Source organism: Stenotrophomonas rhizophila, assembly GCF_001704155.1.
In the GTDB taxonomy this organism is placed as follows: domain Bacteria; phylum Pseudomonadota; class Gammaproteobacteria; order Xanthomonadales; family Xanthomonadaceae; genus Stenotrophomonas; species Stenotrophomonas rhizophila_A.
Genome location: NZ_CP016294.1, coordinates 1250555 through 1270683 on the forward strand (window position 1 = coordinate 1250555; position 20129 = coordinate 1270683).

The 20129-nt window shown below is 67.2% G+C and carries 25 protein-coding genes; 4 read left to right on the forward strand and 21 right to left on the reverse strand.

The genetic code is table 11. From position 1 onward, the window contains the following. Positions 1 to 14: 14 nt before the first annotated feature. A complete protein-coding gene (locus BAY15_RS05670) occupies positions 15 to 965 on the forward strand; it encodes an aspartate carbamoyltransferase catalytic subunit (protein ID WP_068849774.1) in 951 nt (316 codons plus the stop codon). A gap of 385 nt (positions 966 to 1350) precedes the next feature. Here BAY15_RS05670 and BAY15_RS05675 read toward each other — a convergent pair whose 3' ends face one another. From BAY15_RS05675 to BAY15_RS05755, 17 genes are all read right to left on the reverse strand, one after another. After that, positions 1351 to 1800, reverse strand: coding sequence for an REP-associated tyrosine transposase (locus BAY15_RS05675; RefSeq protein ID WP_068854566.1), 450 nt, complete (start codon positions 1798 to 1800; stop codon positions 1351 to 1353). A 636-nt stretch (positions 1801 to 2436) separates the two neighbouring features. Further along, positions 2437 to 3237, reverse strand: a complete 801-nt coding sequence (locus BAY15_RS05680) for a prolyl oligopeptidase family serine peptidase (protein ID WP_068849777.1) — start codon at positions 3235 to 3237, stop codon at positions 2437 to 2439. A 67-nt stretch (positions 3238 to 3304) separates the two neighbouring features. Next, on the reverse strand, positions 3305 to 3571 hold the full coding sequence (locus BAY15_RS05685) for a hypothetical protein (protein WP_068849780.1): 267 nt from the start codon (positions 3569 to 3571) through the stop codon (positions 3305 to 3307). A gap of 13 nt (positions 3572 to 3584) precedes the next feature. Then, a complete protein-coding gene (gene mgtE, locus BAY15_RS05690; RefSeq protein WP_068849782.1) occupies positions 3585 to 4946 on the reverse strand; it encodes a magnesium transporter in 1362 nt (453 codons plus the stop codon). Between the two features lie 146 nt (positions 4947 to 5092). Then, positions 5093 to 6862: a phosphoenolpyruvate--protein phosphotransferase gene (gene ptsP, locus BAY15_RS05695; RefSeq protein WP_083214075.1), complete on the reverse strand. Its 1770-nt coding sequence runs from the start codon at positions 6860 to 6862 to the stop codon at positions 5093 to 5095. Positions 6863 to 6864: 2 nt separating this feature from the next. After that, positions 6865 to 7134 carry an HPr family phosphocarrier protein gene (locus BAY15_RS05700; RefSeq protein ID WP_068849785.1) on the reverse strand — a complete coding sequence of 90 codons (270 nt, stop codon included), beginning with the start codon at positions 7132 to 7134 and terminating at the stop codon, positions 6865 to 6867. Then, the gene (locus BAY15_RS05705) at positions 7127 to 7519 is read right to left on the reverse strand and encodes a PTS sugar transporter subunit IIA (protein ID WP_068849788.1); all 393 of its coding nucleotides are present in this window, start codon (positions 7517 to 7519) and stop codon (positions 7127 to 7129) included. The genes BAY15_RS05700 and BAY15_RS05705 overlap by 8 nt, the downstream gene beginning before the upstream one ends. 75 nt (positions 7520 to 7594) lie before the next feature. Continuing rightward, positions 7595 to 8482: an RNase adapter RapZ gene (gene rapZ / locus BAY15_RS05710; protein ID WP_068849791.1), complete on the reverse strand. Its 888-nt coding sequence runs from the start codon at positions 8480 to 8482 to the stop codon at positions 7595 to 7597. Next, positions 8479 to 9429, reverse strand: coding sequence for an HPr(Ser) kinase/phosphatase (gene hprK / locus BAY15_RS05715; protein WP_068849794.1), 951 nt, complete (start codon positions 9427 to 9429; stop codon positions 8479 to 8481). Before hprK ends, rapZ begins: the two co-directional genes overlap by 4 nt. Continuing rightward, complete coding sequence (locus tag BAY15_RS05720) at positions 9426 to 9878, reverse strand: PTS sugar transporter subunit IIA (RefSeq protein ID WP_068849797.1); 453 nt, start codon at positions 9876 to 9878, stop codon at positions 9426 to 9428. The genes hprK and BAY15_RS05720 overlap by 4 nt, the downstream gene beginning before the upstream one ends. A gap of 21 nt (positions 9879 to 9899) precedes the next feature. Next, positions 9900 to 10223, reverse strand: coding sequence for a ribosome hibernation-promoting factor, HPF/YfiA family (gene hpf / locus BAY15_RS05725; protein ID WP_068849799.1), 324 nt, complete (start codon positions 10221 to 10223; stop codon positions 9900 to 9902). Between the two features lie 56 nt (positions 10224 to 10279). Next, on the reverse strand, positions 10280 to 11725 hold the full coding sequence (locus BAY15_RS05730) for an RNA polymerase factor sigma-54 (protein WP_068849802.1): 1446 nt from the start codon (positions 11723 to 11725) through the stop codon (positions 10280 to 10282). A gap of 41 nt (positions 11726 to 11766) precedes the next feature. Then, positions 11767 to 12486: an LPS export ABC transporter ATP-binding protein gene (gene lptB, locus BAY15_RS05735; protein WP_068849805.1), complete on the reverse strand. Its 720-nt coding sequence runs from the start codon at positions 12484 to 12486 to the stop codon at positions 11767 to 11769. Continuing rightward, positions 12486 to 13046, reverse strand: a complete 561-nt coding sequence (gene lptA / locus BAY15_RS05740) for a lipopolysaccharide transport periplasmic protein LptA (protein WP_068849808.1) — start codon at positions 13044 to 13046, stop codon at positions 12486 to 12488. The genes lptB and lptA overlap by 1 nt, the downstream gene beginning before the upstream one ends. Positions 13047 to 13111: 65 nt before the next feature. Beyond that, entirely contained in the window at positions 13112 to 13672 is a 561-nt protein-coding gene (gene lptC / locus BAY15_RS05745) for an LPS export ABC transporter periplasmic protein LptC (RefSeq protein ID WP_068849811.1), read from the reverse strand. Beyond that, entirely contained in the window at positions 13669 to 14217 is a 549-nt protein-coding gene (locus BAY15_RS05750; protein WP_068849813.1) for a KdsC family phosphatase, read from the reverse strand. The genes lptC and BAY15_RS05750 overlap by 4 nt, the downstream gene beginning before the upstream one ends. Before the next feature lie 41 nt (positions 14218 to 14258). Next, on the reverse strand, positions 14259 to 15260 hold the full coding sequence (locus BAY15_RS05755) for a KpsF/GutQ family sugar-phosphate isomerase (RefSeq protein ID WP_068849816.1): 1002 nt from the start codon (positions 15258 to 15260) through the stop codon (positions 14259 to 14261). Positions 15261 to 15313: 53 nt separating this feature from the next. Between BAY15_RS05755 and BAY15_RS05760 the strand changes: the two genes are divergently transcribed. The 3 genes from BAY15_RS05760 (at position 15314) to BAY15_RS05770 (ending at position 17200) form a co-directional block, all read left to right on the forward strand. Next, the gene (locus BAY15_RS05760; protein ID WP_068849819.1) at positions 15314 to 15547 is read left to right on the forward strand and encodes a BolA family protein; all 234 of its coding nucleotides are present in this window, start codon (positions 15314 to 15316) and stop codon (positions 15545 to 15547) included. Between the two features lie 73 nt (positions 15548 to 15620). Next, positions 15621 to 16892 (forward strand): UDP-N-acetylglucosamine 1-carboxyvinyltransferase, encoded by a 1272-nt coding sequence (murA, locus tag BAY15_RS05765; RefSeq protein WP_068849822.1) that lies wholly within the window; start codon positions 15621 to 15623, stop codon positions 16890 to 16892. Then, on the forward strand, positions 16889 to 17200 hold the full coding sequence (locus tag BAY15_RS05770; RefSeq protein WP_068849825.1) for a hypothetical protein: 312 nt from the start codon (positions 16889 to 16891) through the stop codon (positions 17198 to 17200). Before murA ends, BAY15_RS05770 begins: the two co-directional genes overlap by 4 nt. A gap of 95 nt (positions 17201 to 17295) precedes the next feature. Here BAY15_RS05770 and BAY15_RS05775 read toward each other — a convergent pair whose 3' ends face one another. The 4 genes from BAY15_RS05775 to BAY15_RS05790 form a co-directional block, all read right to left on the reverse strand. Beyond that, complete coding sequence (locus tag BAY15_RS05775) at positions 17296 to 17979, reverse strand: DUF3108 domain-containing protein (protein ID WP_068849828.1); 684 nt, start codon at positions 17977 to 17979, stop codon at positions 17296 to 17298. Between the two features lie 2 nt (positions 17980 to 17981). Next, positions 17982 to 18761, reverse strand: coding sequence for a DUF3108 domain-containing protein (locus BAY15_RS05780; RefSeq protein WP_068849830.1), 780 nt, complete (start codon positions 18759 to 18761; stop codon positions 17982 to 17984). Between the two features lie 67 nt (positions 18762 to 18828). Then, the gene (purN, locus tag BAY15_RS05785) at positions 18829 to 19488 is read right to left on the reverse strand and encodes a phosphoribosylglycinamide formyltransferase (RefSeq protein ID WP_068849833.1); all 660 of its coding nucleotides are present in this window, start codon (positions 19486 to 19488) and stop codon (positions 18829 to 18831) included. Then, positions 19485 to 20096: a DUF2238 domain-containing protein gene (locus BAY15_RS05790; RefSeq protein ID WP_068854568.1), complete on the reverse strand. Its 612-nt coding sequence runs from the start codon at positions 20094 to 20096 to the stop codon at positions 19485 to 19487. Before BAY15_RS05790 ends, purN begins: the two co-directional genes overlap by 4 nt. Positions 20097 to 20129 lie beyond the last annotated feature (33 nt).

Consider the following 20129-nt stretch of genomic DNA (forward strand, 5'->3'; position numbering starts at 1 on the left):
CCCAGACCCTGCCCATGACCGCCTCGCAACTCGATTCCGACGGACGCCTGCGCCACCTGCTGACCCTGGAAGGTCTGCCCCGCGAAACCCTGCTGCAGCTGCTCGACCGCGCCGGCCAGATCCGCGATGCGGCGGTCGGCCGGGTCGGCAACAAGCGCCACGTGCTGGGCGGTTCGGCGGTGTGCACACTGTTCTTCGAACCCTCCACCCGCACCCGCAGCTCGTTCCAGCTGGCGGCGCAGCGGCTGGGCGCGGACGTGCTGAACTTCGACGCCTCCACCTCGTCTACGCGCAAGGGCGAAACCGCCTGCGACACGTTGAAGAACCTGGAAGCGATGGGCGTGCGTGGCTTCGTGGTGCGTCACCCGGATGACGGTGCCGTGGCCGAGCTGGCCGCCGCGGCGGGCGAGGGCACCGCGCTGATCAATGCCGGCGACGGCCGCAGCGCGCACCCGACCCAGGGCCTGCTGGACATGCTGACCCTGCGCCAGGCCAAGGGCGGTGATTTCTCGAAGATGAAGGTGGTGATCGTCGGCGACGTGAAGCACTCACGCGTGGCCCGCACCGACCTGCATGCCCTGCGCACACTGGGCGTGGGCGAGATCCGCGTGTGCGGCCCGCAGTCGCTGCTGCCGGACGATGACACGCTGAAGGGCTGCATCGTCGGCCAGGATTTCGATCAGATGCTGGAAGGCGTGGATGCGCTGATGATGCTGCGCCTGCAGCGTGAGCGCATGGAAGAAGGCCTGGTGCCGTCGATCGAGCAGTACCACGCCGAATACGGTTTGAACGCCGCGCGCCTGAAGCGCGCCGGCCAGGACGCGGCCGTGCTGCACCCGGGCCCGATCAACCGTGGCGTGGAAGTCACCGACGACGTGGCCGACGGCCCGCAGTCGTGGGTGCTGCGCCAGGTGGCCAACGGCGTGGCGGTGCGCATGGCCGTGCTGGAAACGTTGTTGGGGTGATGGGGGCCGCGTCGGATCGTGTGAACGTTGGACGGAATACGGGGGCGGTGTGTTTCCGGCTTCGGATGTTTGGGCCGCGCTGCGCGCGGTTTCCGGCCAACGGCCGGGGCTACGAATTTTTACGGACCCATTGGGATTGGGATCAATCAACCGTGGGCTGCGGATCGTGTGAACGTTGGACGGAATACGGGGGCGGTGTGTTTCCGGCTTCGGATGCTTGGGCCGCGCTGCGCGCGGTTTCCGGCCAACGGCCGGGGCTACGAATTTTTACGGACCCATTGGGATTGGGATCAATCAACCGTGGGCTGCGGATGGATGTGGCGTCGCCATCGACGCGTTTGTCGGTAGCGCCGGCCGTTGGCCGGAACGCAATGCTGGACGATGCCTATAGCGGCCAACGACACCATGCATGTTTGTAGTCGCCGATGTTCGCGGTGATTCCCGCGCGTATCGGGTTGCCAACGATGTAGTGCGCGTGGCGTAACAAGGCTTCGTCGGCACGCACCGCATGATCGAAGAATCCGGGTTGCCACACCTTGCCCTGTCTACCCTTCAGGCGGTTAAGCGACAGCGCGCTGGAAGATTTGAAGCGCCGCGCGACGTACGCAAGTGAATGCGAGCGCAGTTCAAACATCCAGTGAATGTGGTCGGGCATGACGACCCATGCCAGGGTGTGGGTGCATCGGCTCCGGTCCATCTGTCGAAGCTGATTGACCACGATCTCTGCGGCTTCAGGATCATCAAACCAACGGGATTGCCCGGCACAACGCGTCGTCATGACGTAAACCTGCCCGACAATGCTGCGGCGCCCAAGACGTAGACGATGGCTGCTCATCCTCCCATCCTCGGCGGATGGGGCGTAGTGGTGATTCAGGGAAATGCCGACATACACATCGGCCGTTACCGTCATGGAGTGTAGGTAGCCATACGAAGGCCGGCCAACGGCCGGCGCTACCGGACTGTGGCTTTTGGTCGATTGACCCTAATCCCAATGGGCCCGTAAATATTCGTAGCCCCGGCCGTTGGCCGGACACCGCGCGCAGCGCGGCCCAAGCATCCGAAGGCGGCATCATCACCGCCACCGATAATCCATCCGGCGTTTAAACGATCCGAAGCCCACGTTTGATTGACCCCAATCCCAATGGGCCCGTAAAAATTCGTAGCCCCGGCCGTTGGCCGGACACCGCGCGCAGCGCGGCCCAAGCATCCGAAGGCGGCATCATCACCGCCACCGATAATCCATCCGGCGTTTACACGATCCGAAGCCCACGGTCGATTGCTCCCAATCCCAATGGGCCCATAAAAATTCGTAGCCCCGGCCGTTGGCCGGACACCGCGCGCAGCGCGGCCCAAGCATCCGAAGGCGGCATCATCACCGCCACCGATAATCCATCCGGCGTTTACACGATCCGAAGCCACCCACCAGACGTCCATGACCCCGGATCGAAAAGCAGCCGGCCAACGGCCGGCGCTACCGCTTCTGCGCGAACAGCCATTCCCACATCGCCGCGTCCGCGTACGTTGCATCCCACGCGTTGTGGTTGCCCTGCGGGTACTCGGTGTAGCGCACGTCGCCGGCGCCGGTCGCATCGAACGCGGCCTTCAATTTTCTGTCGTCGGCGGGCAGCACCACATCGTCCATTGCCCCATGGAACATCCAGATCGGCGTGGCCTTGAGGCGCTCGGCGATGGCGGCATAGGGATCGGCTTCGTTCGCCACGGACTCCACGAACAATGACGCCCGCACCGCGCGCGGCGCCAGCACCGCGCCGCACACCGGCACGATCGCGGCGAAACGGGTGGGGTGTTCCAGCGCGATGTTCCAGCTGCCGTAGCCGCCCATCGACATGCCGGTGAGGTACTGCCGCGCAGGATCGGCACCGAATTCGGCGATGGTGGCATCCAGCGCGGCCAGCGCGATGCGGTTGTTGATGCCCGACCATTCCTGGTCTTCCGGCGCCTGTGGCAGTACCACCAGTGCCGGGAAGTCGCGCGCGTGGTCGCGCAGGTGCGGGCCCAGCCCGGCGGTGGTCTGGCGATGGCCGTCACTGCCACGCTCGCCCGACCCATGCAGGAACAACACCACGGGCAACGCGCTGCGCTGCGCCTTGGCATCGCGCGGCACGAATACCTGGTAGCGCGACACCCGCCCGTCCACGGTGACGCTGCGCTCAACGAAGTGCCCCTTGTCCGCAACGCGGGTCGTGGCACAGCCGCTCATGACGAGCACCGCCACCACCCACATCCACCACGCCGCGCGCTGTCGTGCCATTGTCTTTCCTCGGCTGAAATCGTTTTCAGTCTAGGCGCGGACGTCGGCGCAGGCATCTTGCAGTGCATCAGTCCGGGCGCGGCACCGAAGCCAGGATCTCCAGCTGTTCGATCGCCTCGGGGTGGCCCTCGGCGGCAGCGGCCTGCACCTGGGCCAGGCTGGGGTGGACCACCAGCAGGATGGGGTTCTCGCACTGCGGGCAATCGAACTCAGCCTCGTCCTCGTGCAGTTCCATGCTCATCTGGCGCGAGGTCCCCTGCCATTCGCAGGCGGGGCAGGTGTGGGTCTGGTCGCGCCAGCCGGCAGCGAAGTAGTTGTCGAGGGTCAGGGCCATGTCGGTGAACCGGTCAGTGCAGCAGGATCAGGGTGGCCAGGCCGAGGAAGCTGAAGAAGCCCATGACGTCGGTGACCGCAGTGACGACCACGGTGCCGGCCACGGCCGGGTCCACGTTCATGCGCTTGAGCAGCAGCGGCAGCAGCACCCCGGCCAGCGCCGCGGCACAGAAGTTGATGATCAGCGCCAGGGTGATCACCAGCGACAGCAGGAAGCTGTGGAACCACAGGTAGGCGATGATGCCGACCACGGTGCCGATCAGGGTGCCGTTGATCAGCGCCACCCGCGATTCCTTCCACAGCAGGATGCGCGCGTTGCTCTGGCCCACCTGGCCCAGCGCGATGCCGCGCACCATCAGGGTCAGCACCTGCACCGCCGCGTTGCCGCCGACGCCGGCCACGATCGGCATCAGCACCGCCAGCGCAACCACCTTCTGCAGGGTCAGCTCGAACTGGCCGATCACCGTGGCCGCCAGGAAGGCGGTGCACAGGTTGATGCCCAGCCACACCACGCGGCCGCGCACGGCGCGCTTGATCGGCGAGAACAGGTCTTCTTCTTCGTCCAGGCCGGCCGCGCCCAAGGCCTGGTGCTCGGCCTGCGAACGGATGATGTCGACCACGTCATCGATGGTGATGCGGCCGAGCAGGATGTTGTTGTCGTCCACCACCGGCGCAGACACCCAGTCATGGTCGGAGAACTGCCGGGCTACTTCGTCCGCGCTTTCGCCGACGTCGATGGCCGGCTGCTCGTCGTCGATCAAGCGGTTGATCGGGGTGCTGTCCTCGTGGGTCACCAGCGAGGCCAGCGACAGCCGGCCCAGGTACTGGTGGCGGCGGCTGACCACGAACAGGTGGTCGGTGTGGTCGGGCAGTTCGCCGCGCAGGCGCAGGTAGCGCAGCACCACGTCCACGTTGACGTCGGCGCGCACGGTCACCACGTCCGGGTTCATCAGGCGGCCGGCGCTGTCCTCGGGGTAGGACAGGACCTGCTCGAGCCGCTCGCGGTTCTCGCGGTCCATCGACTTGAGCACTTCGTCGATGACCGTATCGGGCAGGTCTTCGACCAGGTCGGCCAGGTCATCGATGTCCAGGTCTTCGACCGCGGCGATGATTTCGTCCGGGTCCATGTCGGCCAGCAGGCTTTCGCGCACTTCCTCGCCGACGTGGACCAGCACCTCGCCATCGTCTTCCGGGTCGACCAGCCCCCACACCACTTCGCGCTTGCCCGGCGGCAGCGATTCCAGCAGGTTGCCGATCTCGGCCGGCGCCAGCGTATTGACCAGCCGGCGCACCGGACCCAGCCGCCCGCTGTCCAGTGCATCGGACAACAGTCGCAACTGGCGCGCCGTCTTGTCGTGGCGTACGGCTTCGGCCATGCACAGCTCCCGCGGCAAAAGAAAAAAGGCCGCTATCCCGGACAGGATGCGGCAGAGGGGGTGGTCACCGCGTCATTATCGCTTGGATGCATGACAAACCGGTAGGTCAGCGCGTCACGACCAACGGTCGTGACCTGCCGGGCTGTTCATTGGTTTGTGTCGATCCAGCGCTCGATGCTGCGCCGGTCGCGTGCGGCCAGCAGCTTTGGTGCTGCGGCCTGCAGTTCGGACAGATCGCTGTCGCGCACCGCGCGCCGCACCTCCAGCAGCGTGCCGGGGTGCAGGCTGAACTCGGTCAGGCCGAGCGCGAGCAGCATACGGGTCATGCGCGGGTCGCCGGCAATCTCGCCGCACACCGCCACCGGCACCTCGTGTTCGCGGCCGGTGCGCAGGATGTGCGCCAGCAGGCGCAGCACCGCCGGGTGCAGTGGCGAATACAGCTCGCCCACCGCTTCATTGTTGCGGTCGGCGGCGAGCAGGTACTGCACCAGATCATTGGTGCCGATCGACAGGAAGTCGACCAGGTCGATGAAACTTTCCAGCGCGATCGCCGCAGCCGGTACTTCGATCATCGCCCCGAACGGGATGTGCTCGGCCACTTCGTGGCCCTCGGCGCGCAGCAGCTCGGCCTGCTTGTTCAACCGCCGCCGGACCGCCAGCAGCTCCTCGCGGGTGCTGACCATCGGCAGCAGGATGCGCAGCTTGCCGTAGGCCGACGCCCGCAGGATCGCACGCAGCTGGGTATCGGCCACCTTCGGCCGGGCCAGCGACAGGCGCACGCCGCGCAGGCCCAGTGCGGGGTTTTCTTCGTTGCTCAGGGTCAGGCCGGTGCGGTCGGCCTTGTCCGCGCCCAGGTCCAGGGTGCGGATGGTCACCGGTCGCCCGCTCATGCCGAGCGCCGCATCGCGGTAGGTTTCGAACTGCTCCTGTTCGTCGGGCAGCTCATCGCGCTGCAGGAACAGGAATTCGGTGCGGTACAGGCCGAGCCCGTGCGCGCCCAGCGCATGCGCCTCGGTGACGTCTTCGCGCGATTCGGCGTTGGCCAGCAGCGCGATCTCCACCTTGTCGCGGGTGCGGCTGGGCTTGCTGCGCAGGCGGCCCAGCTCGCGCTGTTCGCGCGCCTGGTCGCGCAGGCGGGCGCGGTAATCGCGCAGGTCCGGCGGCAGCGGGTTGACGGTGATCTGGCCGGTGCTGCCGTCGATGCCCAGCACGTCGCCATCGGAAATCTTCTGCAGCAGGTTGGGGACGTTGACGATCAGCGGCAGGTGCAGGCTGCGGGCCAGGATCGCGCTGTGCGAGAGCGCGCTGCCCGCGGCGGTGACGATGCCGACCACGCCGTGCGCCTGCAGCTGGGCCAGCTCGGAAGGCGCGATGTTGTCGCAGACCAGGATTTCACCGGCCAGCCCCTTCACGTCCGGCGGGCGTTTTTGCAGGAAGGCATGGATGCGGCCGATCACATGGTCCAGGTCGTCCATGCGACTCTTCAGGTAGGCATCGTCCATGCCATCGAAGACCTTGGCCAGGCGGTCGCGCTGGACGCGCAGCGCATACCCGGCGCTGTACGGGCCGCTGCGGATCAGCTCGTCCAGGCCGAACAGCAGTTCGGGGTCGTCCAGCAGCAGCGCATGCAGGTCGAGGAATTCGCCCACTTCCTGGTTCAGCGCACCCTGCAGGCGCTGGCGCAGGTCGTGCATTTCGGCGCGGGCTGCGTCCACCGCCAGGTGCAGGCGCTGCAGTTCGGCTGCCACTTGGGCCGGGGCGATGCGCTGTTCGGCGACTTCCAGGGCATGCGGCAGGCGCACCCGGGCGCGGCCGAGGGCATTGCCACGCGAGGCCCCGTGCCCGGCCAGCAGCAGGGCACCGGACGCGGTCCGTGCCGGTGTGCTGGAACCCGGTCGCGACGGTGGCCCCGGCATGCTCAGCTGTCCTCGTCGAAGCGTCGCTCGAACAGGGCCACCACTTCGTCCATGGCAGCCGCTTCGTCTTCGCCGTCGATGCGCACGGTGACCGGGGTGCCCTGGCCGGCGGCCAGCAGCATCACGCCCATGATGCTCTTGGCGTTGATCTCACGGCCTTTGGCGGCCATGGTCACGTTGCAGCGGAAGGGCGCCAGCACCTGCACCAGCTTTGCAGTGGCGCGGGCATGCAGGCCCAGGCGGTTGGATACGGTGAGTTCACGTTCAAGCATCGTCGACAATCGCTCCATTGCGAGTGCCCGCCGCCGCAGTGGCGGGCAGTTGATCCAGTCCCTGTTCCGGATAATTCATCACTCGCAACAACATCGGCAGGCTCAGCGCCGAGACCCGGCGTGCCGGGGTGCCCAGGCGGGCCAGCTGCGCTGCCAGATTGCTCGGGCTGGCGCCATACAGATCGGTCAGGATCAAAACGCCCTCACCGCTGTCCACGCGCCGCAGGGCGGCCGAGGCAAGCGGGAGCAGGGCATCCATGTCTGCGTCGAACGGTACTTCGAAAGCTTCGGTCTTCAGCGGCAGGTGCCGCAGGAGTCGGGTCGCCACGTCCAGCAGGGACGTACCGACGCCGGGATGCGTTACAAGGAGAATGCCACAGGTCATTGTCGAACGTTAACATCCCAACATGAATTGGGGATACACCACGGTAGCAACGGACCGTTGGTCCGTTGGCTTTGATCAATCCAGTTCGCGGTGGAACGTAGCCACTTCTGGCCAGCCCTGGTCGCGCGCGTGCCGGGCCAGGCGTTCGGCCAGGTACACCGAACGGTGCTTGCCGCCGGTGCAGCCGAAGGCCACGGTGACGTAGCTGCGGGTGTCGTTGCCCAGGCGGGGCAGCCAGGTATCCAGGAAGTCGATCAGCTGGTCCACGTACTTCTGCACGTCCGGCTGGGTGTCCAGGTACTCGCGCACCGGTGCTTCGCGCCCGGACATCGGCCGCAGCTCCGGGTTCCAGTGCGGGTTGGGCAGTACCCGGGCGTCGAACACGAAGTCGGCCTCGGCCGGGACGCCGCGCTTGTAGGCGAACGATTCGAACAGCAGCGAGAGCTTGTTGCCGTGGCTGAGCGCGAACTCGGTCACCACCTTGCGGCGCAGCTGGTGCACGTTGAGGGTGGTGGTGTCGATCACCGCGTCGGCGGCGCGGCGCAGCGGGGCGGTCAGTTCGCGCTCGCGCGCGATCGCTTCGGGCAGCGACAGGCCCAGCTGGCTCAGCGGGTGTCGGCGGCGGGTGTCGGCGTAGCGCTTGAGCAGCGCTTCATCGGTGGCATCGAAGAACAGCAGCTGCGCGTCCAGCCCGGCCGCCTGGGCGTCTTCGCGCCAGTGCGACAGCTGGCTCAGGTCGCTCTGGCCGCGTACGTCGATGCCCACGGCCAGGCGGCGCGGGGCGTCGGCATCGTGGCCGGCCAGCAGGCTGCGCACGAAGTCGGGCAGCAGGTTGATCGGCAGGTTGTCCGAGCAGTAGTAGTCGAGATCTTCGAAGGTCTTCAGCGCCACCGTCTTGCCGGAGCCGGACAGCCCGCTGACGATGATCAGGGTGGCGGCGGTGGGTTCGACGGCGGCGTTCATGGGGTACGGCGTTCCAGCAGGTTGCTGTGGCGGGCGATGAACATCGCGGCCGGGTCGATGCCCTTGGTGCGCAGGATGTGCAGTCGGGTGGCCGCCTCGGTCAGCACCGACAGGTTGCGGCCGGGCATCACCGGCAGGGTGATCAGCGGCACGTCCAGGTCCAGCACGTGGCGGGTGCCGGAATCGCCGGTCAGGCGCTCGTAACCATGGGGGGTGGGTTCGGTCATGGGCTTGGTCAGGTGCACGATGAGCCGAAGGTACTTGTTCTTCTTTACCGCCGTGTCACCGAACATCTCGCGCACGTTGAGCACGCCCAGCCCGCGCACCTCCAGCAGGTCCTGCAGCAGCTCGGGGCAGGTGCCGTCGAGCACGTCCGGGGCGATCTGGGTGAACTCGGGCGCATCGTCGGCCACCAGGCGGTGGCCGCGGCTGAGCAGTTCCAGCGCAAGTTCGCTCTTGCCCGAACCGGCTTCGCCGGTGATCAGCACGCCGATGGAGTAGATCTCCATGAATACGCCATGCAGGATCACCCGCGGCGCCAGGGTCCGGGCCAGGTGGTAGGAGAGGTGGTTGAGCAGCTCGTGGCCGCGCTTGGGCGAGATCCACAGCGGGGTCTGCGACTCATCGGCCGCCGCACGCAGGTCTTCCGGGCAGGGCTGGTTGCGGGTGATCACCAGCGCCAGCGGGTGCGATTGCATGATCCGCTCGATGGTTTCCCAGCGCTGGCGCGAATCCAGCGAATCCAGCCAGGACAGCTCTTCGGTGCCCAGGATCTGAACTTTGTTGGGGTAGATGGCGTTGAGGTAGCCGGCCAGCGACGGGCGCCGCGACACGGTGTTGCCGGCCTCCAGCTCGCGCCGCTCGCCCTTCTGCCCGGCCACCCAGCGCAGGCTCAGGCGGTCACGCTGCTGTTCGAACAGTTCACGCGCGGTGATGCTGGTATTCATGCGGCGCTCGCCGGCGGGGGAAATTCGATCACCTGGCGCAGTGCCGCCGCATCGCGCGCTTCGCGCAGCGCCTGGCGGATGGCCGGCTCGGAAAACAGCTCGGCCAGCTCGGACAGCAGCATCAGGTGTTGATGGGTGTAGTGGCTGGGCACGGCGATGGCGAACACCAGGTCCACCGGTTCATCGCCGCCGAAGTCCACCGGGGTCTCCAGCCGCAGCAGCGCCCCGCGGGGGCGTTCCAGCAGCGGCGCGCGGCCGTGGGGAATGGCGATGCCGTGGCCGATGGCGGTGCTGCCCAGCGTCTCGCGCTCGCGCAGGTTCGTGTAGAGCAGCTCGGCATTGGCTTCGCGGCAGGCCAGCAGCCGGGCGGCTGCCTTGAGCACACTGTCACGATCGGCGGCCGGCAGCACCTGGGTGCGCACGGCCGCCAGTAGATCATTCAAAGGCATGGAAAGCGGGGAGCGGGGTCGTCAGGCGTCATTGTCGCCCAAGGGAGCCGGAACCGGGGCGTGCTGGTGCTTTTTCTCCTTGTGCTTGATCACCAGCCGGTCCAGCTTGTCGGCGAGCACATCGATGGCCGCATACATGGTCTGGCCGTTGGCTTCGGCGTGGAGGGTCTGGCCGGGGATGTTCACGCTGGCGTCGACGTGGTGGTCGGGCTTCTGAAGCTTCAGTGTGACCCGCGCGTCGCAATGCTGATCGAAGTGCTTGCCGATCCGTGCCAGCTTCTCCTCTACGTAGGAATGCAGGGCCGGGGTGACTTCGACATCTTTGCCAAACGTTTCGATGCGCATCGGGTTTCTCCTTTGTTCGGATGAGCCAATGAACCTTGCCGCCAGGCGTGTGAGCGTCAGGCGATGCGTACTCGTTCGTGCGAGGCGGAAATGTTCATGGCTTCACGATACTTCGCCACGGTGCGGCGCGCCACCGGTATTCCCGAGGTCTTGAGCAGGTCAGCCAGCTTGGCGTCAGAAAGCGGCTTGCGCGGGTTCTCGTCGTCGATCAGGCGCCGGATCATGGCCTGGATGGCGGTGCTCGAGGCCTCGCCGCCGCTGTCGGTATCGATCCCCGAGGCGAAGAAGGCGCGCAGCGCCAGGGTGCCGCGCGGGGTGCGCACGTATTTGCGGGCAATGGCCCGGGAAATGGTCGATTCGTGCAGGCCCAGCTCCCCGGCCACCTCGCGCAGTGTCAGCGGGCGCAGGGCCTGCGCGCCGAACTCGAGGAAGGCGGCCTGCTGCTGCAGCAGGCAGCGCATCACCCGCAGCAGGGTCTCGCCACGAGCCTCCAGGCCCTTGAGCAGCCAGCGCGCCTCCTGCAGGTGGCTGCGCAGGTAGCCGGCGTCGCTTTCGCCACAGCGGCGGATCATCTGTTCATAGCCGCGGTGGATGACCACCTTGGGCCCGGCATGGCCGGCCAGGGCGGCCCGCCAGCTGCCGTTCTGGCGCCAGACCACGCAGTCGGGCACCACGTAGCTGTCGTGGGCCAGCTCGCCGATCTGGGTGCCCGGGCGCGGGTCCAGCGAGCGCAGCAGCTGCACGGCGGTGTCCACCGCCTCCACCGGCTCGCGCAGTTCATGGGCAATGCCGGCCACGCCGCTGCGCGGGAGGCGCTCCAGCGGGCCGTCGGCAATGCGCCGGGCCAGGGCCAGGCCGGGGGTCTGCGGGTCCAGTACGTCCAGCTGCAGCTGCAGGCATTCGCCCAGGCTGCGCGCGCCGACCCCGATCGGGTCGAAGCGCTGGATCTGGTGCAGCACGGTGAGGATTTCCGCTTCATCGGCATGAATGGCCGGGAGCAGGGTTTCGGCGATGGCCGACAGCGGTTCGCGCAGGTAACCGTCGTCCTCGAAGGCATCGATCAGCGCGGCGCCGATGCTGCGGTCGCGGCGGGACAGGTGCGACAGGTGCAGCTGCCACAGCAGGTGGTCGGCCAGGCTTTCGGTCTCGGCCACGCGCTCGGCGGCGCTGCCGTTGTCGTCATCGTCGAACGAGCCGCCGCTGCTGCCGCTGCTCCAGTCGCCTTCGCCGGGCGCCCAGTCATCGGCGCCGGAGGGGGCCGAATCGCCGTCGCCGCCGTTGTCGCGTTCGGCCACTTCGGGCGGTCGCTCATCGCTGTCCGGCGCGGCATCCAGGGTGGGTTCGGCGTTTTCGGCCCAGTCCAGCAGCGGGTTGGTTTCCACCGCCTCGGCGATTTCCAGTTCCAGTTCGGCGCTGGACATCTGCAACAGCTTGATGGCCTGACGCAGCTGCGGCGTCATGACCAGTTGTTGTCCCAGCGATGTCTGCAGCCGTGCTTTCATGCCTGTGCCGAACGGAGGGAAGGCGCTGCAGCGGCCGGCGGTCAGAGCTTGAAGGTCTCTCCAAGGTACACGCGGCGGACGTCTGCGTTTTCCAGGATCGCGTCTGGTGCCCCCTGCGCCAGTACGCTGCCTTCGTTGAGGATATACGCGCGGTCGCAGATTCCCAAGGTTTCGCGCACATTGTGGTCGGTGATCAGTACCCCGATGCCACGCTGTTTGAGGTGCAGGACGATGCGCTGGATCTCGCCGACCGAGATCGGGTCGACGCCGGCGAACGGCTCGTCGAGCAGGATCAGGCGCGGCTTGGCGGCCAGCGCACGGGCGATTTCGCAGCGGCGGCGCTCACCGCCGGACAGGCTGGCGCCCAGCTGGTCGGCCACGTGGTTGATCTGCAGCTCGTCCAGCAGCGAATTCAGCTCCTTCTCGCGGCCGGCCTTGTCCAGGTCCTCGCGCAGTTCCAGCACCAGGCGCAGGTTGTCGGCCACGGTGAGCTTGCGGAAGACCGACGGTTCCTGGGGCAGATAGCCCACGCCCTGCTTGGCGCGGGTGTACATGGGGTCGGCGGTGATGTCCTTGCCATCCAGCACGATGCTGCCGGCGTCGGCCTCGACCAGGCCCACGATCATGTAGAAGCAGGTGGTCTTGCCGGCACCGTTGGGGCCGAGCAGGCCGACCACTTCACCGGCGTCCAGGGTCAGCCCGAATTCCTTCACCACTTCGCGCTGCTTGTAGCGCTTGCGCAGACCTTTGGCGACGAGCATTACTTCTTGCTCCCGGCGGTGGGGACGGTGGTCTTGGCCGGGGCAGCGGCCGGCTTGGCGGCCGGGGCGGCACCCTTGTTCTTGGGCGGGATGACCGTGCGCACGCGCTGTCCGTCGCCGCCGCTGTTCATCTGGCCAGTGGCGGTGTTGTAGGTCATCGTGCCACCCGAATTGGTGCCCTGCGCGCTCTTGACCGTGTAGTTGCCGGTGAGCACGATGATTTCCTTCTTGATGTCGTAGTCGATCTTGTCGGCCTGGGCTTCCATCCAGGTGCCGTCATCGAGCTGCTGTTTCATCTTGGCCTGCTTGCCGGTGAACACCGCACGCACCGCTTCACCGTCCTTCATGTGGATGTCGGCCTGGGCGGAGCGGATGTCGAGCGTGCCCTGGGTGATGGTGACGCCGCCCGACAGGGTGGTGACGCCATCGCCGACCAGCGTTCCGGACTGTGCCCCGGCGTCGATGGTCATTTCCTGGTTGCGGTCGGAGGTCTTGGCCTGCACGCCGACGGCGGGCACCATCAGGCTGAGGGCGAGGGCAACAGCGTGGAGGGTTTTCATGACGTGGGGCTTTCCTGCCGGATTCGGGGAAACGGCCAAGGCCGTTGTTGAAGTGTGGTGGCGCATCACTGACGGGGCGTGTAACGGCTCTTGACCTGGCTCAGGAACTGGTAGGTCTTGTCGCTGGAGTTCAGCGCGAAGCCGACGCCGGATTGGGTCATGCCCGGTCGGGTCAGGGTCACCAGTCCATCGGAGGTGGCGCGGTTTTCCTTGGGGAACACGTCCAGCTGCTCGGTGCGGAACGTGGTCGGTGGAATGCTGGGCACCCGCGGGCTGTCGCCGCTGACGTTGCCGGACAGCCGCAGCTTGTCGCCGGTGGCGCTGACCCAGCCGGTGTCGCTGCGCAGTTCCCAGTGGTTGCCGTCGCGGTCGGGCAGCAGGAACAGCGGGGTCTGGATGGTCATGGTCTCGTCGCTGCGGGTGCGTTCCAGCAGCGGTGCGCGCAGCGTGGTCGATTCGCGGCCCTGCTCGTCCAGCGCGATGATCTGGAAATCGTGCAGCACATAGTCCTTGCTGGCATCGTCGCCCGCGACGATCTCGGCCTTGTCGCGATCGCGCAGCAGGGACCAGCCGCTGAACAACGCAGCCACCAGCAGCAGGCCACCCAGTGCGGTACGCCAGTTCATGCGCCGAACCTCGCCAGGACCGCATCCACGTGGCCCTGCGCGGCCAGCAGCACGTCGCACAGCTCGCGTGCGGCACCGCGGCCCCCGTCCAGACGGGTCTGCCAGTGCACGCGTTCGGCGATCCAGGGATGGGCATTGGCCGGCGCCACCGCCAGCCCGACCGCGCACAGCGGGGCCAGGTCGGGCAGGTCATCGCCCATGAAGGCCACCTGGTCCAGGCCGATGCCGTGCTGGTCGCACAGGGTGCGCACGCTGGCCAGCTTGTCGCCGACCGCGATCTGGGTGTCGATACCCAGGTCGGCGCCGCGCTTCTGCGCCGACAGGCTGTTGCGCGCGGTGATCAACACGGGGTGGATGCCGTGCTGCTGCAGCAGTTTCAGGCCAAGTCCGTCCTGCACGTAATACGCCTTGCTCTCGTTGCCATCACGGTCGTAGTAGAGCCGACCGTCGGTGAGTGTGCCGTCCACGTCGAAACAGGCCAGCCGGATACGGCCGGCAACGGCATGCAGGTGGGACGGGAAACCGGGCAGCGGGGAGTAGGGCATCAGGAGCGCAGGTCAGCTGAATGGAGGAGTGTCACTGTGGTTTAAACCACCCGGGCCCGCAACAGGTCATGAATATTGAGGGCGCCAACCGCGCGGCCCTCGCCATCGACCACGATCAGGCCGTTGATCTGCTGGGTTTCCATGACCCTGGCCGCTTCCACGGCCAACTGGTCGGCGCCGATGGTACGCGGGGTGCGGGTCATCACGTCGACGATGCGCGCGCTGCGCACATCCAGGTCGCTGTCCAGGGCGCGGCGCAGGTCGCCGTCGGTGAACAGGCCCACCAGGCGCTGGCCGGCATCGACCACGGCGGTCATGCCGAGCCGCTTGCGGCTCATTTCCACCAGCGCCTCGCTCAGGCTGGCGTTCTCGCCCACCTGGGGCAGCTCGTCGCCGCTGTGCATCACATCGGTGATGTGCAGCAGCAGGCGCCGGCCCAGGCTGCCGGCCGGGTGCGAGCGGGCGAAATCGTCGGCGGTGAAGCCGCGCGCGTCCAGCAGGGCCACCGCCAGCGCATCGCCCATCGCCAGCGAGGCGGTGGTGCTGGAGGTCGGGGCCAGGGCCAGCGGGCAGGCTTCGGCCGGCACGCTCACGTCCAGGTGCACGTCGGCGGCCAGCGCCAGCGACGAGCCGGGGCGGCCGGTCATGGCGATCAGCCGGTTGCCCTGGCGCTTGAGCACCGGCAGCAGCATCAGCACTTCGTCCGATTCGCCCGAATAGGACAGGGCCAGCACCACATCGGCTTCGGTGATCATGCCCAGGTCGCCGTGGCCGGCCTCACCGGGGTGCACGTAGAACGCCGGGGTGCCGGTAGAGGCCAGCGTGGCGGCGATCTTGCGGGCCACGTGGCCGGACTTGCCCATGCCCGTGGCGACCACCCGGCCGCGACTTTCCAGCACCAGCTGGCAGGCCTGGCTGAACCCCTCGCCCAGGCGTTCGGCTACTGCGGCAAGGGCATCGCGCTCGATCTCGAACACGCGGCGGCCGCTGGCAACCAGCGCGGCCGGGTCGGCCGATGAGGGGGGCAGGGGCGATACAGCCATGCGGGCGCCACGCGGAAGAGTAGAATGAGCGCACATTTTATTAGGAAAGCCCGTTGGACGCCGAGACCATCCGCAAATTGATCGAAGACGGCCTGCCGGGCGCCCGCGCGGACGTGCAGGGCGATGACGGCGTGCATTTCGAGGCCACCGTGGTGTGCGACGCCTTTGCCGGCAAAATGCCGCTGGCGCGCCACCGGATGGTCTATGCCACCCTGGGCGATCTCATGGGCGGGGCGATCCACGCCCTGGCGCTGAAGACGGTGACCCCGGCCGAAGTGGCCGGTTGATCGCCGAAGTACCCGTTGCCTTCGACCATCCAGCCGACCAACGGTCGGCGCTACCACACCCCAAGTAGACTCCATGGCCAAGATCGTAGTGACCGGCGGCAAGCCGCTGCACGGTGAAGTGAACATTTCCGGCGCCAAGAACGCCGTCCTCCCCATCCTGTGCGCGACCCTGCTGGCCGATGCGCCGGTGGAAATCACCAACGTGCCGCACCTGCATGACGTGGTGACCACGGTGAAGCTGCTCAGCGAGCTGGGGGCCAAGGTCACCATCGACCAGGGCACGCTGTCGCGCGGCAGCGCGATCGTGGTCGACCCGCGCCCGGTCAACCAGCATGTGGCCCCGTATGAGCTGGTGCGCACCATGCGCGCCTCGATCCTGGTGCTGGGCCCGCTGCTGGCCCGCTTCGGCGCGGCCGAAGTGTCGCTGCCCGGCGGCTGCGCGATCGGCTCGCGCCCGGTTGACCAGCACATCAAGGGCCTGCAGGCGCTGGGTGCGGAGATCGTCGTCGAGAACGGCTTCATCAAGGCGCACGCCAAGCGCCTGAAGGGCGCGCACTTCACCTTCGACATGGTCAGCGTGACCGGCACCGAGAACGTGCTGATGGCCGCCGTGCTGGCCGAAGGCACCACGGTGCTGGACAACGCGGCGATGGAGCCGGAAGTCACCGACCTGGCGCACTGCCTGATCGCGCTGGGCGCGAAGATCGAAGGCCTGGGCACCGCCCGGCTGGTGATCGAAGGCGTCGAGCGCCTGTCCGGCGGCCGCCATGAAGTGCTGCCCGACCGCATCGAAACCGGCACCTTCCTGGTGGCCGCGGCGATGACCGGCGGCAAGGTCACGGTCAACCGTGCCCGCCCGAACACGATGGACGCGGTGCTGGCCAAGCTGGTCGAAGCCGGTGCGAAGATCGACACCACCGACGACAGCATCACCCTGGACATGCAGGGCAAGCGCCCGCGCGCGGTCAACCTGACCACCGCGCCGTACCCGGCGTTCCCGACCGACATGCAGGCGCAGTTCATGGCGCTCAACTGCGTGGCCGATGGCGTGGGCGTGATCAACGAAACGATCTTCGAAAACCGTTTCATGCACGTCAACGAACTGCTGCGCCTGGGCGCGGACATCCAGGTTGAAGGCCATACCGCGATCGTGCGCGGTGCCGATCAGCTCAGCGGCGCGCCGGTGATGGCCACCGACCTGCGTGCGTCGGCCTCGCTGATCCTGGCCGGGCTGATGGCCGACGGTGACACCACCATCGACCGCATCTACCACCTGGACCGCGGCTACGAGAACATCGAAGAGAAGCTGTCGTCGCTGGGCGCCACCATCCGGCGCATCGCATGATCCTGCGCGGCCAGTTCACCCGCCGCCGCAAGGCGCTGCTGATCCTCGTGCTGGTGGTGCTGGGCTGGCTGGGCTATGCCTGGTATGCCGATATCGCCATCACCCAGGGCCTGGAACAGCAGGACATGGACTGGAACGGCGATGGCACGGTCAGCCGCACCGAGGTGCTGCAGGCGTTCTACGCGGTCGGGGTGACCACCACCGTGGAAGGCAACCGCCATTGTCGTTCGTTCTACTGGCGCAAGACCGGCGAGCAGATCCGCGTGGACTGCAAGACGGTGTTCCAGGCCGAAACGCCCGCGAAATAAAAAAACGCCCGCAGTCGCGGGCGTTTTTTTTTATCGACCACCGGCAGGTACCAGTACCACCGGTAGGTACCGACCGGTGGTCGGTACCCGTGGAATCACTTGAACGATTTGATGGTCAGGTCCAGCGCGTCCTTGCCACCTTCGCGCTGCAGCAGCCGCGCCGGCACCGGGAAGTCCTTGACCACCCAGGCGATCAGTTCCTTGTTGCCGTCCACGCGCGAAACCTTGGTGGCGTCGTAGGCTTTGCCGCCCACGTTGACCTGTTCCTTGCCGACCACTTTGTAGGTCATCGGCTTGACCCGGCCTTCGTCGACCATGCGGTAGGTCAGCGGCTTGCCGGCGGCCAGGTCGCGGGCGATTGCCAGGTTGATCAGCAGTGCGTCCATGTCGCCGGTCTTCAGCGCCACCGGGCCGGCACGGTCGGGCTTGATGTCGCCGGTCCAGGTGGCCTGGTTCTTCGTCCAGTCGTAATTGGCCTGCACGTTGCGCTTCTTCACCAGCAGCACCGAGCTGTCCTTGCTGCTGAGCGGGCGCAGGCGGCCGTTGGCTTCTTCGAACACGGTGTTCTGGCTGAGCGTGGCCATCGGGCTGCGCACGTCCAGGCTGTACGTCCAGGTGTTGCCGTCGGCCTTGGCCAGGGTCATGGTGCCCGGGGCCTGCACGCCCATGTAGTTGGCCTGGTACTGCGCGGTGAACGGCTCCATCGCCAACGCAGGCAGGCTGATGACGGCCAGTGCGCCAGCGGCGATCCAGGTCAGCGGGCGGGTCGGAATGCTCATGCTCAAACTCCTTGGTATTCGATCAGGCGCAGGTCGATCCGATCCTGACCGTCTTCGCGTTGCAGGATGCGGACCGGGGTGGGAACCCCGTTGGCGATCCAGAGGATGGTTTCATCGTTGCCGCCGTTGGTGCGATACACCCGCAGCGCGTTGTAGGAAAGCTCGCCGACCTCGACGTTCTCGGTGTCCGGTGCGGCCTGGTAGTCATGCTGGCGCACCCGGCCCATATCCGCATAACGGTAATGCATCTGACCGCCCGGGCGCGCATCGCGCATGATCGCAAGATTCAGCAGCAGTGCGCTCTGGTCGCCCGGCTGCAGCGGAACCGGCTGGGTGCGTTCCTTCTTCAGGTCGCCCACCCACTGTGCGGTACCGGCCTTCCAGTCGTAGGTGCCGGTGACCTTCTTGCCCATGAACAGGCCCTTGCGCACGGTCGCCTGGCTCAGCGGCACATAGGTGGCGCCGTGCTTCTCGAACACGGTGCTCTGTTCAATGTTCAGGCCCAGCACGCTGGCAAAGCCGCGCCGGCCCACCACCTGCATGTCCACGCGCCACTGGTCGCCACCGGTGTGGGTGACACGCATGGTCGCATCGCCGGCTTCCTTGCCCTTGTACAGGGCCTGGTAGGTGGCGGTAAACGGCTCCAGCGCCGGTGCCTCCCAGGTACTGGGTGGCGGCAGCACCGGCAGTTCCGGCGGGGTGGGTTCCTGCGCCTGCGCGATCGCCACCGTGCACAGCAGAGAGGCGAGCAGCACCAGCGGTTTGGACAGAGTGGTTTTCATGCGCGCGCGGATGCGGGGGATAGGGGAGGATGCCAGCGGCCGGGTCAGCGGCGCGTGTGCGCCGCAGTCAGGGGGCCAGCTGTCCGGCGCAATCTAGGCGCAGGGGACTGAACAGGGGGTGGCCGTCAACCTCCAGCTGACCGTCGCGTTCAGTTACGCGGCCGGCCACCAGCCACTGCAGGCTGGCGATCAGCAACGGGTGCTCCACCGCCAGCACGCGCTGGGCCAGCTGTTCGGCGGTATCGCCGGGCAGTACCGGCACCCGCGCCTGGGCCAGCACGGTGCCGGCGTCCAGTTCGGGCACCACGAAGTGCACGCTGGCGCCGGCTTCGGCATCGCCGGCCTCCAGCGCGCGGGCGTGGGTGTGCAAGCCCTTGTAGAGCGGCAGCAGCGACGGATGGATGTTGACCAGCCGGCCGGCAAAACGCTGCACGAAGGCTTCGCCGAGGATGCGCATGTAACCGGCGCAGACCACCCAGTCTGGCGCGAAGGCGGCCAGCGCGTCGCCCATCGCGGCGTCGAAGGCGGCGCGGTCGGCGAAGTCCTTGGGCGAGCGCGCCCAGCGACGCTCTGGCGCGACTTTCTGAAGTGCCGAGGCCTCCGGCTTGTCCGACAGCACCGCAACGACTTCGGCGTTGAGCGTGCCGGCCGCGATGGCGTCGATGATGGCCTGCAGGTTGCTGCCACGACCGGAAGCCAGTACCGCGATGCGGCTGGGTGAACTCATTTCAGTACGTTCCGCTTGAGCAGGGGCCAAGTGAGCAGCGCGCCCACCGTCGCCAGCAGCATGTCCGCATGGGCATCCCACAGGTCGCCCTGCTGGCCGTTGTACGACTCGGCAGCCTCGGGAGACAACAACAGGGCGATGCCCCATTCAAACCATTCGTAGACCAGGCTCGAACACATCACCGCCATCACCGCCAGCGCGAAGGCCTGGCCGATACGCAGTTGCGGCCAGGCATGCCGCGCCAGCTGGGTCAGCGCCGGGGTGAAGCAGACGCCGTACAGCAGGTGGATCAGGCGGTCGAAGTGGTTGCGCTTCCAGCCAAAAGCCGTGTTCGGCGACCAGTGCACGACTGCCTGCAGCCATGCGTCGTACGGGACGTTGGAATACAGCCAGCGCGCGGCGATGCAGTGGATGGCGATGAAGCCGCAGATGGCGGCAAACGCGCCGCTGCCCAGCGTCCAGCGCCGGTCCACCCACCACAAGGCGACCAGCCCGATCACGGTGAGGCTGCTGTGCAGCCCTTGTTCGACCGGCCACATCGGCTGGATCCAGGTCAGCGCGAACACCGCGAGCACGCCGACGAACGCTGCCTTCTTGCCCGGCGCCATGCGGTCCGCACGGGTCACGCCGGACACGGGCAG

Bases quoted from the DNA above. Each gene is read 5' to 3' on its own strand.
- mgtE (WP_068849782.1), bottom strand. From the start codon at position 4,946: ATGGCCGAAGCCGTACGCCACGACAAGACGGCGCGCCAGTTGCGACTG.
- BAY15_RS05685 (WP_068849780.1), bottom strand. From the start codon at position 3,571: ATGGCCCTGACCCTCGACAACTACTTCGCTGCCGGCTGGCGCGACCAG.
- ptsP (WP_083214075.1), bottom strand. From the start codon at position 6,862: ATGCCGGGGCCACCGTCGCGACCGGGTTCCAGCACACCGGCACGGACC.
- BAY15_RS05675 (WP_068854566.1), bottom strand. From the start codon at position 1,800: ATGAGCAGCCATCGTCTACGTCTTGGGCGCCGCAGCATTGTCGGGCAG.
- BAY15_RS05720 (WP_068849797.1), bottom strand. From the start codon at position 9,878: ATGCCTTTGAATGATCTACTGGCGGCCGTGCGCACCCAGGTGCTGCCG.
- BAY15_RS05775 (WP_068849828.1), bottom strand. From the start codon at position 17,979: ATGAGCATTCCGACCCGCCCGCTGACCTGGATCGCCGCTGGCGCACTG.
- lptA (WP_068849808.1), bottom strand. From the start codon at position 13,046: ATGAAAACCCTCCACGCTGTTGCCCTCGCCCTCAGCCTGATGGTGCCC.
- BAY15_RS05730 (WP_068849802.1), bottom strand. From the start codon at position 11,725: ATGAAAGCACGGCTGCAGACATCGCTGGGACAACAACTGGTCATGACG.
- lptC (WP_068849811.1), bottom strand. From the start codon at position 13,672: ATGAACTGGCGTACCGCACTGGGTGGCCTGCTGCTGGTGGCTGCGTTG.
- BAY15_RS05790 (WP_068854568.1), bottom strand. From the start codon at position 20,096: ATGGCGCCGGGCAAGAAGGCAGCGTTCGTCGGCGTGCTCGCGGTGTTC.
- hpf (WP_068849799.1), bottom strand. From the start codon at position 10,223: ATGCGCATCGAAACGTTTGGCAAAGATGTCGAAGTCACCCCGGCCCTG.
- rapZ (WP_068849791.1), bottom strand. From the start codon at position 8,482: ATGAACGCCGCCGTCGAACCCACCGCCGCCACCCTGATCATCGTCAGC.
- BAY15_RS05750 (WP_068849813.1), bottom strand. From the start codon at position 14,217: ATGCCCTACTCCCCGCTGCCCGGTTTCCCGTCCCACCTGCATGCCGTT.
- BAY15_RS05705 (WP_068849788.1), bottom strand. From the start codon at position 7,519: ATGACCTGTGGCATTCTCCTTGTAACGCATCCCGGCGTCGGTACGTCC.
- BAY15_RS05680 (WP_068849777.1), bottom strand. From the start codon at position 3,237: ATGGCACGACAGCGCGCGGCGTGGTGGATGTGGGTGGTGGCGGTGCTC.
- BAY15_RS05700 (WP_068849785.1), bottom strand. From the start codon at position 7,134: ATGCTTGAACGTGAACTCACCGTATCCAACCGCCTGGGCCTGCATGCC.
- BAY15_RS05670 (WP_068849774.1), top strand. From the start codon at position 15: ATGACCGCCTCGCAACTCGATTCCGACGGACGCCTGCGCCACCTGCTG.
- hprK (WP_068849794.1), bottom strand. From the start codon at position 9,429: ATGAATACCAGCATCACCGCGCGTGAACTGTTCGAACAGCAGCGTGAC.
- murA (WP_068849822.1), top strand. From the start codon at position 15,621: ATGGCCAAGATCGTAGTGACCGGCGGCAAGCCGCTGCACGGTGAAGTG.
- lptB (WP_068849805.1), bottom strand. From the start codon at position 12,486: ATGCTCGTCGCCAAAGGTCTGCGCAAGCGCTACAAGCAGCGCGAAGTG.
- BAY15_RS05770 (WP_068849825.1), top strand. From the start codon at position 16,889: ATGATCCTGCGCGGCCAGTTCACCCGCCGCCGCAAGGCGCTGCTGATC.
- BAY15_RS05755 (WP_068849816.1), bottom strand. From the start codon at position 15,260: ATGGCTGTATCGCCCCTGCCCCCCTCATCGGCCGACCCGGCCGCGCTG.
- BAY15_RS05780 (WP_068849830.1), bottom strand. From the start codon at position 18,761: ATGAAAACCACTCTGTCCAAACCGCTGGTGCTGCTCGCCTCTCTGCTG.
- purN (WP_068849833.1), bottom strand. From the start codon at position 19,488: ATGAGTTCACCCAGCCGCATCGCGGTACTGGCTTCCGGTCGTGGCAGC.